This window comes from Novipirellula herctigrandis (assembly GCA_007859835.1).
Classification (GTDB): Bacteria; Planctomycetota; Planctomycetia; order Pirellulales; family Pirellulaceae; genus Novipirellula_A; species Novipirellula_A herctigrandis.
Map to the genome: position 1 here is coordinate 5,403,260 of SJPJ01000001.1, position 13,953 is coordinate 5,417,212.

The window sequence follows — 13,953 nt, forward strand, 5'->3', positions numbered from 1 at the left end:
TCACTGATGAATCGTCTTTGGATCACCTTTGTTGTTTACTCGTTTGTTTGTCTGTGTGTCGGTTTTGGGTTTGCGGAGTCGCCAATCGGTGCGATGATGCCGTCCGATCTTCGCAGTGAGTATCGTGAGAATCCGCTTGGGCTCGATATTTTGCGTCCAAGGTTAAGTTGGAAGGTCGCGTCCGCTAACCAGGGTGATTCACAAGCCGCCTATCGTATCTTAGTGGCATCGACTGCCCAAATTCTCAATGCAAATCAAGGCGATTTGTGGGACTCCGGAAGAGTCGATTCGGGGCAAACTCTCTTTGTCGAATATGACGGCAAGCCGCTTCCTGCCCGCCAAGTGTGTTTTTGGAAAGTTCGGGTTTGGTCCGAACGTGAATCCGAAGCTCAGTGGAGTGAGCCCGCAAAGTGGACGATGGGGTTGCTGGACGAGTCGGATTGGTCAGCCGACTACATAAGCTATCGTGACGAATCGCCAATCTATTCCGATACGAAAAGCTTGTACTTGCCATCGGCACGCCAATATCGCAAAGATTTTGAAGCGGCAAAGCAAATTAAACGTGCGACGGTTTATGCAACCGCTCTTGGTATCTACGAATTGCATCTCAATGGCAAACGAGTTGGCGATGCCTATTTTGCTCCTGGTTGGACCGACTATCGACAACGAGCTTATTACAACACCTACGACGTAACGGATCAGGTTCGTCTTGGTGAAAATGCGATCGGAGCTTGGGTGGCCGACGGATGGTATAGCGGATACGTCGGTTTCGGGTTGCTGACTGGAATTGGAACCGAAAAAACGGGACGCGCAACCTACGGGAAGACACCTTCGTTGATGGCCCAGCTTGAGATCGAATATAGCGATGGTACGCGCGAAGTGGTTGCAACGGACAAGTCCTGGAAAGTGACTGGCGAAGGACCGATCCAAGAGGCCGACTTGTTGATGGGGGAATCCTATGATGCACGTAATGAGATGTCGGGTTGGTCGACCGCCGATTTTGATGATAGTCATTGGCCACAAGCGATTGCAGCGAAAGACAATGGATCGATTACCGCAGACTTTTATCAGTACCGAAATCCCAACGGGGCAGGGCAGGGCGTCACCAAGGTTGGGACGCCGTGTGAATTCGGATTCCAAAAGCCGAAACTTGAGTCGTTTCCCGGTTTGCCGGTTCGCATGATCGAAAAAATTCCGTCCAAGAAGATTTCTCGCCGCGGACCAGGGGAATTTATTTTCGATCTCGGGCAAAACTTTGCGGGTGTGATTCGATTGAAAGTGAAAGGCCCCAAGGGCCAAAAGATTCAGATCCGCTATGGTGAAATGTTGCATCCCGACGGCCGCCTGATGACCGAAAATCTTCGTAAGGCGCGGGCAACGGATTTCTATATCTGTAACGGTGATCCGAACGGCGAAACCTACCAGCCTCGCTTCACGTTCCATGGATTCCAGTATGTTGAACTAGAAAATTTTCCTGGCGAGCCAACGCTTGATACCGTCACCGGTTTGGTAATGCATAGTGACACGCCAATGACCAGTAAGTTCGAATGCAGCGACCCGATGGTCAACCGGCTTTACCAGAACGTGCTTTGGACTCAGAGGGCAAACTTTCTCGAATTGCCGACCGATTGTCCGCAACGCGATGAGCGAATGGGATGGACCGGCGACGCCCAGGCCTACGTTGCAACGGCGGCCTACAACTCCGACATCGGAGCGTTCTACACCAAGTGGCTTCGCGAATTGATGGAATCCCAGCGACCTAGTGGTGCGTTTCCCGGTTATGCCCCGTTCCCGTTCCAACATGGCCAAGACTTCGGAACCGCCTGGGCGGATGCCGGCGTGATCTGCCCTTGGACGATTTGGCAAGTCTACGGGGATACTCGTGTGATCGAGCAGTGTTGGGAACCTATGACACGGTTTATGCAGTGGCGCAAGACAACGAGTGTCGATGATTTAGGGATTGTGCATGGCAATCAATGGGGCGATTGGTTAGCACAAGGTGCTAGCACTCCGCTGGACTTTATCGATACGGTCTACTTTGCAATCTCATCTAAGATGATGTCGGAAATGGCCGAAGCCATTGGTCGAAGCGACGAAGCCGTCCAACATGGCGAACAATTTGAAAAGACAAAAGCCGCCTTCCAAGCGAAGTACGTTCAAGGCGATGGCAGCGTGAATGTGAATACACAAACCGCTCACGCACTGGCCTTGTTCGCGGACCTTGTTCCAGTTGACAAACGCGAAGCGACCGGTCGCCACTTAGCCAAAATGTTGGCTGAGAATGGAAACCACATGGCAACCGGTTTTCTTGGAACGAGGCCGTTGTTGCCGGTATTGTCCGATTCAGGCCAGAACGACTTGGCGGTTTTCTTATTGCAATCGCGAGAATTTCCGTCCTGGGGATACGAAATCTCCAATGGGGCGACGACGATCTGGGAACGGTGGGACAGCTATACCAAAGCAGACGCGTTTGGCCGGCACAATGCCGCGATGAATTCGTTCTCGCACTACGCATTTGGTGCCGTTTGTGAATGGATGTTCCGCACGTTGGCTGGGATCGAATCGGATGGTCCTGGCTACAAAAAGATCCGCATTGCGCCTAATCCCCCGATGCCCGGCAGCAACGCGTTGCACACGCCGATCGATTGGGTCAAAGCGTCCTACGATTCTATCCGTGGAGAAATATGTAGCGAATGGAAATTGAAGGATGGACACTTTCAACTCAATGTGACCATCCCGACTAACACAACCGCCACGGTTGTCTTGCCAACCACGAAAGCCGATAGCACAACTACCAAAAGTGGGAACGATGGTGATGTGTCAGCTCACGTGAAATTTGTCCGTGCCTTTGGTGATCGGGCTGTGTTTCAGGTTGATTCGGGCGAATACCAGTTCACGACGGTCTACGAACCCAAAGCGAAGGTGGTAGCACTGACAACCTCAACGCCCAAGGACCGTTCGGTCAATCCAGACGGAATCGATCTGAGCGGTGCAAAAGAAGTCGTGAGTTGGGATTTTGGAAAAGCAACTGATCGAGCGAAATGGAGTGAGCGAAATAATACAGAGATTGAAGTACGCGATGGCAAAGTCTATCTGGTCGGTACCGGTAGCGATCCTCAAATTGCCACGACGCTATCGAACCCTTGTTCGGGATCATTGGTGATTTGTTTACGCGCGAAACCTTCCAAAGCTTCGTCAAGTCAATTTTTTTGGGCGGGGCCATCGCGTTCATTTAACGGAGCCGAACAATCCAAACGAAGATTGGCCGCATCAGATCAATTCAACGACTATTTGTTTTCAATCGCTGGCAACGGACCGATTGGAAAGCTTCGCTTCGACCCCTTCGAGGCATACGATGAGCACAGCGATTCGAAGCAATTGCTGATTGAATCGATTAAGCTCTTCGAGCTACCCGAAAAAAAAAAGAACAGCCCGTAACTGAGAATGGTCATACGGGTCGCTCCTCGCATCCGAACATCTTATTCGTTCTGACCGAAGACCAAGGTGCCCACACCCGTTTTCTCGGTACGCCAGGGCTTCGGACGCCGCACATGGATTCGCTGGCTAAATCAGGGACGTATTTCAAGAATGCGTTCGTTGCGTATCCGGTTTGTTCGGCATCCAAAGCGGCGTTCTATACGGGGCTACATAGCCATACCAATGGTATTCTCAACAATACCCATAACTATCACAAACCCGCCGAGCGAGTAACCGAAGAAGAACGCAATCGCCGGCTAGCGATAATTAACCGCGTCCGAGATGAGTTTGTCACGATGACCGAAATTCTCAAACGCAATGGTTATTATCAGGGTGTTACTCACAAATTGCATGTCTATCCGAATGAAAAGTTCCCTTACGACGAGTTTCTGCATGGCAGACGAGCCGAGCTATCAGGTTTTCTCAATCGGGCAAAGAAGCGGGGGCAGCCATGGTTTTTGATGGTCAATATCGCAAATTCGCATCGGCCCTATCCCAATAGCGACAAAAAATCGATTCGTGTGAGTCCGACGGATGTGGAGTTGCCAAAATACTTGCCCGATTCTCCGGTCATTCGCAAAGATTGGGCCGAGTACTTAGCCGCCATCGAAGAAACGGACGCCTTGACGGGCGAAGCGATCGACGTGCTTGACCAATCGGGGCAAAGGGAAAACACGATCATCGTCTTTATGAGCGATCATGGACCGACTTTCCAACACGGCAAGATGACTCTCTATGACCTAGGTTTGCGAGTTCCGTTGTCCTTTAGTGGACCGGGAATCAAGAAAGGCCAAGTCAGCGATGCGTTGATCAGTGAACTTGATTTGCTTCCGACGTTGGTTGATCTTTGTCAGCTTGAATCGCCAATCGACTATCCGCTTCATGGACAATCAATGGCAGCTGTGCTTCGTGGTCAGCCGAATGAGAATCCGCGAGAGTATGTGTTTGCTGAGATTTCCAATTTGGGGCCGTTACCCAACGATGGTATCCAAGAGCGGAGCGTTTTTGATGGACGTTGGAAATTGATCTATCGTGAAAACGTCGAAAAGAAGTGGCGTCAGGTCAACGCTGACAGCCGGCAATTCAAAACCTGGGGCAATCGAACCTATGCTGAAACGATACGGTTGAAAGATAAGTTTCCACGCCAGTTCCAAATCCTTGTCGAAATGGATCCGCAAAACTTCGACGCTTCGGTGCCACCGTTGGAATTATACGATTTAGCGTCGGATCCTGATGAGATGAATAATCTGGCTAGCGATGAGCGGTTTGCCAAAAATCTCGCCCGGCTTCAGAACGCTCTGGTTCAGTGGTGCAAAGCGACCGATGATTCGTCGTTAAGGTTGCACCAAGAAATCGCGACACCTTAGAGCATGTCCATCGGATCGATGTCGACTACGTATTGAACATCATCCTTTTCCGGGATTGTGAACGAGTCCGTGGCTCGTCGGATGGTGGCTCCTAAGACTGCCGCATCGGTCGCTTGCAACAGAATATGAAAACGGTACTTGCCGCGAAGTTTTGTAATCGGCGGCGGAGCGGGGCCGAGCAGGCGGACTTCGACCCCAAGTGCCAACCGGGCGGCTTCGAGACGACCGAGTAGCGAATCGGCAACCGCTTCGGTGACCTCCTCGACGGTACCGCGAATGATGATTCTCGCCACGCTGCCGAGAGGCGGATAGTTGAATTTCCGGCGACTGACCATTTCATCCGTCGCGAATTGCAAGTAATCGTGCCGGGATGCGGCCTGGATCGCAGGATGCTCGGGTGTGAAGGTTTGTACTACAACGCGTCCGCCTCGTTCCCCGCGTCCGGTTCGACCGGCGACTTGCGTGACCAATTGAAATGTACGCTCGGCGGCACGGAAATCGGGAAAGTGCAGGGCGGAGTCCGCGTTGATCACGCCGACCAGTAAAACATTCGGAAAATCAAGCCCTTTGGCGATCATTTGGGTGCCGAGAAGGATGTTCAATTCACCGCTGCGAAACGCAGCCAAGACACGTTGATGGCTACCGGGGCGTCGCATTGTATCGCTGTCCATTCGTGCAATCTTTGCACTGGGGAAACGGGCTTTCACTTCGACTTCAAGCTTTTGCGTTCCCAAACCGCCGTAGCGAATTCCATCGAAACGACACGCCGGGCACCACGGCGGCGTGGCGATCGTGTAATCACAATAGTGGCACACCGCTTTTCCTCCGTCGCGATGATGCGTGAGTGGCATGTCACAATCGGGACACGAAACGACATGACCACACGACGGACATTGGATCGTTGTTGCAAACCCGCGTCGATTTAGCAGCAAGATCACTTGTCCGTTTTCGTTCAATGTATCTTGGACTGCTTGGTGCAAGGGGCGACTGATCGCGCCGCGCGTTCGATCATCACGGATACGCAAATCGACAAGTTCAACATTCGGCATCGGCCGCTGATAAATTCGATCCTTCATCGTAATCAGCTCGGCATGTCCCGTTGCGGTCGCGTGCCACGATTCCATCGAAGGCGTTGCACTGCCTAGAATCAATGGAATTCCAAGCGACATCGCTCGGGCGTGAGCGACTTTGCGAGCATGATAACGTGGTTGGGTGTCTTGCTTGAACGATGCATCATGCTCTTCATCGATCACGATCAAGCCGAGGTGGGGCAGGGGGGCGAACACGGCGCTTCGCGGGCCGACGACCACTTGGACTTCCCCGCGGCGAATCCGTTGCCATTGATAATGGCGTTCAGCCGGCGTCATTTGGCTATGCAATACTGCGACGCCCTCGAACCGACGCTCGAATCGTCCGCGAGTTTGCGGCGTTAGGCTGATTTCCGGGACCATCACAATGGCACTGCGACCGAAGCGAACGACATGCTCAATCGCTTTGATGTAGACTTCCGTCTTGCCGCTGCCGGTGACACCATGCAGTAGCAACGTCCTGGCTTCACCTGAATCGATCGCCGCATCGATTTTTTCAAGTGCGCTGACTTGTTCGTTACTAAGTGTGTGGATTTGCTGATTTTCGCCGTCGTCTTTTTGCCAACGCATTGGCATCGCTGTGGTCATTTCGCGGCGAACCGCGACTTCGACGTAGCCTTTGGATTGCAGCGCATTGATTGGCCCGCGAGTGCACTCGGCGTGAACCATCAATTCCGATGCGGTCATCGGCCGACCTGCGGCGATCAAAAACCGGAAAGCCGCTTGCTGTTTTGCGGGAAGAGCCTCGATCGATTTGTCGTCCGATTTTTGCTTACAGGGTGTCAGGTAGGTGCGTTCTCGTGTCCCTGCGTTTGCTCGCACGCTCGATGGGATGAGTGTGTCGAAAACCTGTCCGGTCGGTGTTTGATAATAATGGCTGATCCACGACACGAGGCGAACCAAATGGGCATCGCAAAGCGGCTCTTCATCGAGGACTTCGATGATGTCTCTTAGTTTGCCGCTTCGTTTGGTCGGGCCAAGTTGTGTTTCAATGCACCAACCGATCATTTTTTTGCGACGATGCCCAAGGGGGACGCTGACGCGCATCCCTGGTTTGACTAAATCGCGGTATTCTTCGGGGATTCGGTAATCGTAAGGGCCATAAGGCGCCTCGCTAAAGACGATTTTTGCCGTTGCTATGTCGTCGGCAATCGTCAATTCCCACGGAGGGGGTTCGGTCTCGAACAGCTCGGCTTGTTGGGGCGTGTTTTGGGGCGCCTGCGATACGTCATTTGCCAACGGATTCTCGGAAAATGGATTCCGCGGATGACGAGGGGGATCGTCATCCGGGTCGCTGTTCGAGGGTGGATCCACGGAGGCCATAGCGGGTTTGCTGAGGATGCGCAGGGAGAATGGGGGCGATAATGTGGTTAGCATACCGGATGAGCCTGGTGAGAGCGAAACGGGTGTCTAACGCTATTTTTCGCACTCCCCGTGACAAGTCTGGTCAATCGCTACAATCATTACGAAATAATCCGCGTTTTTTTAGTCAGCAGGGCAGGCAAGGGCAGGGCAGGGTAGTCATGAAAATTGGAATCTTTGGCGGATCGTTTGATCCTATACATCTTGGACATTTGTGGATTGCCGAATCCGCTATCGAAACGCTTGGGCTTGACCAAGTCCGTTGGATCCCTGCGGCCAAGTCTCCGCTCAAACCCCATGGGCCCGTTGCCAGTGATCAAGATCGTTTGGAAATGGTGCGGTTAGCGATTTCAGGAGCCGAGAAGCATCGCCTGGACGACCGGGAAATTCGACGTGGAGAGATCAGCTATTCGGTTGATACCGTGGCCGACCTTCAGGCAGAGTTTCCCACGGACGAATTCTGCCTGATTATCGGTAGTGATTCCCTTGCATTGATTCACAAATGGTATCAAGCCAAGAAATTGCTCGAGAGAATCCTCCCGGCAGTGGTGCAGCGAGGGGGAGAGCCGGATATCGACTTCTCTGTGCTCAATGGTTTGGTTGATCCTAAACGCGTCAAGATGATTCGCGATCATGTGATCAAGATGCCAGTGATCGAAATTTCGAGTAGCGAGATTCGTGAGCGAGTCGCCCAGGGGCGAAGCATTCGTTACCGCGTCCCGCGAAGTGTTGAGGCACTGCTCGAGGCGAGAAAAATCTATCACGATTCAAGCCGCTAGAGGTCGTTGTTCTACTGCATTTCGAAGCGATGAATCATTTCTTTTTCTGAGCATATGCGTTCACGAACATCGTTACGCATTCTTTGACATATTGCTTTTGCGGTTTAACGCTCGTTTTCTTTTTGATTCCCAACAAGGCAGGCCAAAACGCGTACGAGAGCAACAGTCCCATCAATTGTTCTGCGGCAACCTCGGGTTGCTTGATGGCCATCCGCCCGTCCGCGTGAGCGAGTCGTAACCATTCCGCTAATCGATTGTCGATTCGGGCCGTTTGGTCCGACATGAATTGACTGAACTCGGGGGCTGTCATCAACCGAGAAACGATGACTTTCGACAAGCCAAGAAAGTCCACATCGCTGACGGAACGCACGATTTCCAAAGCGATCGTATTCAACTGAGTGACAAGAGATTTTTTTGAATCGTAGGAAAACTCGGACACAAGTTCGATTCGGTTGACCATCTCGTCGATGATAGCGGCGAACAAGTCTTCTTTGCTGGGGAAGTGATGATAGACCGTTCGCTTGGAGACATTTGCGGTCGTCGCAATCATGTCCATGCTGGTGTTGTCGTATCCGTTGGCAATGAACTCTTTGACCGCTGCGTCGAGTACAGCCTTCTTTTTGCGGTCCGTCATTCGGATATTTGGTGCGCTGGCAGGTTTCATAGAAAATACACTGGACAGTTTACTTTGGTGTTGCCGAAAGTACACTCTACGGTATACTTCCGGAAGAGGCAAGGTCGGCTCTCTTCGAATCCATGAGTTATCATTTATGCGAATCTTATCTTTTTTGTCCGTATTCGTTCTGCTTTTGATTGGTTGCGAAAAGCCAGCGGTCGAGTTTTCGCCAAAGGCGGCGCATCCCGTCAACGCGATGACGCTAAAGAAGTCCGCACCGGCGACGTCGTATGAAGTATCGGGAACCGTAAAATCTTGGAAAACCGAGCAAATCGGTTTTGAGGTCGCTGGACGTGTTCAGTGGGTTCTTGAACCGGGCAAGAACGTGGACGGTCGGATTACCGATGCGGATCAGAACTTGATTTCGGAAGGGACTCCGTTGGCCAAAATTGATCCTGTTCGGTACGAAATTGCGGTGCAATCGGCCACAGCCGCTCTTGATGTTGCAACGATGGACAAACAGATCGTCCAGATCCGGTATCAGGATACCATTCCCGCCGACATCGAATCGGCCAGCGCGGACGCCCGACTCGCGGAAGATGATTTTGCCCGTATCAAGCGGCTTCAAAACCAAAATGCTGTTTCTCAGGCCGAATACGATCAAGTGTCCACCCGGCTGCAAACACAAAAACTGCGACTGACGAATCTTCGCTCAAGCTTGAAACAGGCGAGCGCGGAATTGAAGGCAGCCGAGGCTCGCATTACCGTTGCGCAGCAAAACCTTGAAGACGCTCAGCGTGACCTTGAACACACCGTTCTTTATGCCTCATACCGTGGACAAATTTCAGAAGTTCATGTCGTTCCGGGAAGCGTCATTAGCGCCGGTTCTGCTGTGTTGACTTTGCAGATGATGGACCCGATCAAGGTCGAAATCGAAGTCTCCGCGGAACAGTCGCGATTGATTCAGCGTCGTCGACAAGTGCCGGTCCGATTCACAATGCCCGAAGGAACGGATGAGTCTCAAATGGCAATGGTTTATGTCGTCGATCCAAGTGCCGATGCATCCACGCGAACGTTTACCGTAACGCTGCTGATTTTGAATAAACAGTATCGTCCGGAATTACCCGAATCGTTAAGGAGCTTATCGGTTGCTAGGGCCGCGAAGATTTGGCCGTTGAACCTGAATGAAGTCATGGGAACCGACAGCGACGCCTTTTTGGTCGAAGAGAATATGCTCGAGCATGATGATCAAGGGCACTTTTTGTGGGTGATGGACGGCATCGAACTGATGCAAACGATGCCTGACGTAATGAAAGTGCGAAAGCATTATGTTGAACGATTGGGCGTGCGGATTCCGTTCTTGGGAAACTGGGTATTCCAACCGGTGAAGTTTTTGGACGCAGGAAACGACATCAATTCGCGAACATTGATTGCAGGCAACCTCGAATTCCCAGAAGGAAACAAAGACCAATGGGATGGTCAATCGGTTGTGTTCGATTCGGGCCAACATTGGATGCTACGTCCGGGTGACCTCGTCCACGTGAATCTTGGTCGCGAACAAATCAAAGAAGGCTATTACGTTCCTGTGGAAGCAATTTATGAAGAGTCGGGTGAAACATTCGTGTTTGTGATCGACGAGAACGTCGCACGAAAAACGGAAATTAAAGTGGATTTGCCGGATAGGCTTGATACGGCATCGACGCTTCGTATCGATCCACTCGAAGCGGATCGCTTTTCCGAAACCACACGCATCGTCGTCGATGGTGTTCATTTTTTGAAAGACGGCGATAAGCTTTTCGTGTTGGGAGAAAAGGAATGAACTTGCCAGCGATTTCGGTCAAATACAAGCCAATTGTCGTGTCGCTTGCGGTGATGGCGATGGCGTGGGGAACGTTTGCTTTTTTTACGATGCCAAGACGCGAAGATCCGGAATTCACGATCCGTGTTTGCGTGATTTCAACCGCGTGGCCGGGTGCTCCTGCGGAAAAGGTCGAGGAGTTGGTGACCGAAAAGATCGAGCAGCAAATGGTCAGCATCGAACAGGTCGAGACGGTCCGGTCGACTTCGCTGGTAGGCCAATCGACCATTTTTGTGGAGCTTGATGACAAAGTCGCTCCGGCGGATATTCAAAATGTGTGGGACAAAGTTCGCGCCCGCGTTGCACTTGCACCAATGCCCGATCCCTCGATTCACCCCGTCGTCAATGACGAATTTGGCGATACGGCAGTGCTGGTTTTAGCGGTCCACCAAGTGCCCGTTCACGGACGAGACGAAGTTCGACCACAGGATCGTTATACACCACGGCAATTGGAAATTTGCGCAGAGACCATCGAAGATGCTGTGCGACTATTACCTGGCGTTGCAAAAGTCGAAAAGTTTGGCATTCGCGAAGAAGCGGTCTTTATTGAGTCCGATCATGGCAATTGGGCACAATTGGCATTGACGACAAAGCAGCTAGAGCAATTGGCTGCGGATCGAAACATCATCCAACCAGGCGGTGAAATCTCAACCAGTTCGGGGCATTTTTCAGTCAAACCAGGTGGCGAATTCGACGCGATTGATGAAATCAAACAGATCGCAAGCACGGTGCGTTCGGACAAGGATGACAATAGCGTCTATTTGTCGGACTTGGGGCTTACTGTGACACGCGACTATGAAGATCCGCCAAAGTATATCTGTCGATTTGGTGACTCGAAGTTGTCTTCACCCGCTGTGACCCTTGGGATAACGATGCGGTCGGGTTCGAACATCATCGACATTTGCAATGCGTCGAAGCAAACCGTTCGAGAGCTAATTGAAGTTCAACACCGTTTGCCGCCCGACGTGGCGGTCACACCGGTATCGGATCAATCCGAGAACGTTTCGGCGAAGGTCAACGATGTCATTGTTAACTTTATCGAAGCAATTTTGATCGTGGTCATCGTGGTCTACATTGTCGTTGGTGTCCGGACTTCGTTTGTGATGGCTGCAAATATTCCAGTGGTGGTCATTGCTTCGATCGGAGTGATCACGCTGTTCGGCGTCCAGCTTGAGCAAATTTCGCTCGCTGCGATCATCATTTCCCTTGGGTTGTTGGTCGACAATGCCGTTCAAGTATGTGATCAAGCTCGTACGAATCAACTTGCTGGTATGAAACCGTTCCAAGCGGCGATCGAAGGTGCGAATACGTTAGCCATTCCAATGTTGGTCGGTACGTTGACAACGATGGCTGCCTTCGTGCCGATGCTGTTTGCGCTCGAAGGCGGTGCGAAGGAGTATGTCTATAGTCTTCCCGTAACGGTATCGACAACGCTTGCGCTAAGCTGGCTGCTGGCGATGACGCTCTGTGTGATTTTGGCGGGACTGTTCATTCGTGCTCCCAAACATCACGAGCCAGCCTCGCCGCTGGTTCGGCTGTTGTTGACAACAAGTAACCTCGTCGCAGCGACGGTTCGTCGGTTATTAGGGAGGGGGCCACGTTTGGGTAACAGCATCGAGGAACCGAACGGTTCGCGTGGGCTTGCAAACCAAGAAAATCGAGGCGACAAGAATGTTTTGTTCCGCCTCTACGGCGTGATTGGCATGTGGGCGGTCAGGTTTAAATGGCTGACGTTGGTCGCTACGGTTGCGGTTTGCATTGCCATCTTGATGCTGCCCGTTAGCTCCGAGTTTTTTCCGGAAGCGGCACGCGATCAATTTGCGGTGAAAATCTGGTTGCCTGAAACTGCTACGATCCAGCAGACGGACGAAATTGCCAAGCAAGTGGAAGATATCATCCGGCGGCTTAGTCCGGTGGGTGAAAATGAAACGGCGTACAATGGTCACGTCGAACGATTGCGGGCGATGCGTACCATCGTCGGAGGTGGCGGTTCCCGATGGGCGTTGGCATGGAGTCCCGAACCGCCAGCGAGAAACTATGCTGAAATCTTAGTCCGGACGACCGACAACCGTTTCACCACCCATTTTGCTCATCAATTGCGAACGGTTTGTGAACGAGGTGATACCGAGTTGGGTTTGTTGCCGGTGGTGAATGCCAGAATTGTCCCCGTCAAATTGGCGCTTGGCCCGCCTGCGGATCCGTTGGTGTTTCGGATTATTGGTAACGGATTCGCCGATAGGGATGTTTTGCATCGTGCTAGCCGCCGATTGGTGGAGATTGTGGATGAACAGCCTGAAACATGGAATGTTCACGATTCTTGGGGCGTCAACGGATATCAAGTGCGGGTGAATGTAGACAAGGACCGCGCGACATTGTCAGGAGTCACTAACGCCCAGGTGGCCAAAACATTGAACTCGTACTATTCGGGATTGAAGTTGACATCGTTTCGCGAGGGGGATCATCAGGTTCCGATTTACTTTCGGTTACGCCGCGAACCCGAGGCCGAAATGTCGATCCGCCGTTTGCAAGAGGCGTTCGTCGAAGGCGATAACGGAAAGACGCCGTTAGAGTCACTGGCCAGTTTTCAATTCTCTTGGGAACCCGCGAAGATCCAACGCCGAAACATGAACCGCGCGATAGAGGTGTCGTCGCAAATGGAACCCGGGGTGACGGGCAACGACGTGGTATCGCGTGTCTTGAAGTCGGATGAAATGAAACAGCTTCAAGCGTCGCTGCCAATGGGATACTGGATCGAACCAGGTGGAGCTTACGAAGAAAGCAAACAGTCGGGCGGTCAGATGGCGACGTCGTTCGCAATTTCGTTTGTGTTGATCGTGCTTTGTTTGATCTTTCAATACAACGGATGGTCCAAGCCAATCATGATTCTTGCGACGTTACCATTGGCTTTGGTTGGCGCATGGTTGGGACTGAGCCTGACGGACAATACGCTCGGGTTCATGCCTCAGCTTGGCATCCTCGCCTTGTTTGGGATCGTGCTTAATACGGCGATCATCTTTGTCGAATTTGCGGATATTCTGATTGCCGAAAAATCCGCGAGCTCCGACGGCAATGGCCCCATTTGTGGAATTGAGAAAGAAGAGTTCCGCACCTGCCTTGTCGAAGCGGGAAAGCAGCGAATGCTACCTATTTTCCTAACGACGGCAACGACCGTGGGAGGCTTGTTGCCGTTAGCTCTAAGCGGTGGTCCGCTTTGGGTTGGGTTGGCGTGGTGTATGATTGTCGGGCTGTTGTTCACGACCACTTTGACACTGTTTGTCGTGCCGGCATTCTATGCCGTTTTGGTCGAAAGCTTTGGCGTCAAACCGATAGCGAACACTTCTCCGTATCCATCCACGTCCTTGTCACCGCTGTCGCAGGGAGCCACTGTCGCAGAGAGCGTGTAGAC

Annotated in this window: 7 protein-coding genes; 5 read left to right on the top strand and 2 right to left on the bottom strand. The window is 52.1% G+C overall.

Annotated features, from left to right (window positions below):
• The first annotated feature begins 6 nt into the window (after positions 1-6).
• Positions 7-3,438, top strand: coding sequence for a family 78 glycoside hydrolase catalytic domain (locus tag CA13_RS19775; protein ID WP_473087470.1), 3,432 nt, complete (start codon positions 7-9; stop codon positions 3,436-3,438).
• 38 nt (positions 3,439-3,476) lie between these two features.
• The gene (locus CA13_RS19780; protein ID WP_146399539.1) at positions 3,477-4,844 is read left to right on the top strand and encodes a sulfatase family protein; all 1,368 of its coding nucleotides are present in this window, start codon (positions 3,477-3,479) and stop codon (positions 4,842-4,844) included.
• On the opposite strand, the gene priA is transcribed toward CA13_RS19780, so the two are convergent.
• Complete coding sequence (gene priA / locus CA13_RS19785) at positions 4,841-7,255, bottom strand: replication restart helicase PriA (protein ID WP_146399542.1); 2,415 nt, start codon at positions 7,253-7,255, stop codon at positions 4,841-4,843. The two genes, CA13_RS19780 and priA, sit on opposite strands and share 4 nt — an antisense overlap.
• A gap of 200 nt (positions 7,256-7,455) precedes the next feature.
• Here priA and nadD point away from each other — a divergent pair, with 200 nt between their 5' ends.
• Entirely contained in the window at positions 7,456-8,073 is a 618-nt protein-coding gene (gene nadD / locus CA13_RS19790) for a nicotinate (nicotinamide) nucleotide adenylyltransferase (RefSeq protein WP_146399544.1), read from the top strand.
• A gap of 34 nt (positions 8,074-8,107) precedes the next feature.
• On the opposite strand, the gene CA13_RS19795 is transcribed toward nadD, so the two are convergent.
• Positions 8,108-8,737: a TetR/AcrR family transcriptional regulator gene (locus CA13_RS19795; protein ID WP_146399546.1), complete on the bottom strand. Its 630-nt coding sequence runs from the start codon at positions 8,735-8,737 to the stop codon at positions 8,108-8,110.
• Between the two features lie 106 nt (positions 8,738-8,843).
• Here CA13_RS19795 and CA13_RS19800 point away from each other — a divergent pair, with 106 nt between their 5' ends.
• Both CA13_RS19800 and CA13_RS19805 read left to right on the top strand, forming a co-directional pair.
• Positions 8,844-10,508, top strand: coding sequence for an efflux RND transporter periplasmic adaptor subunit (locus tag CA13_RS19800; protein ID WP_419194599.1), 1,665 nt, complete (start codon positions 8,844-8,846; stop codon positions 10,506-10,508).
• On the top strand, positions 10,505-13,951 hold the full coding sequence (locus CA13_RS19805; RefSeq protein ID WP_146399550.1) for an efflux RND transporter permease subunit: 3,447 nt from the start codon (positions 10,505-10,507) through the stop codon (positions 13,949-13,951). The genes CA13_RS19800 and CA13_RS19805 overlap by 4 nt, the downstream gene beginning before the upstream one ends.
• Positions 13,952-13,953 lie beyond the last annotated feature (2 nt).

Excerpts from the sequence above, each read along its gene's own strand:
- CA13_RS19775 (WP_473087470.1), top strand. The coding sequence starts at position 7 with ATGAATCGTCTTTGGATCACCTTTGTTGTTTACTCGTTTGTTTGTCTG.
- priA (WP_146399542.1), bottom strand. The coding sequence starts at position 7,255 with ATGGCCTCCGTGGATCCACCCTCGAACAGCGACCCGGATGACGATCCC.
- nadD (WP_146399544.1), top strand. The coding sequence starts at position 7,456 with ATGAAAATTGGAATCTTTGGCGGATCGTTTGATCCTATACATCTTGGA.
- CA13_RS19795 (WP_146399546.1), bottom strand. The coding sequence starts at position 8,737 with ATGAAACCTGCCAGCGCACCAAATATCCGAATGACGGACCGCAAAAAG.
- CA13_RS19800 (WP_419194599.1), top strand. The coding sequence starts at position 8,844 with ATGCGAATCTTATCTTTTTTGTCCGTATTCGTTCTGCTTTTGATTGGT.
- CA13_RS19805 (WP_146399550.1), top strand. The coding sequence starts at position 10,505 with ATGAACTTGCCAGCGATTTCGGTCAAATACAAGCCAATTGTCGTGTCG.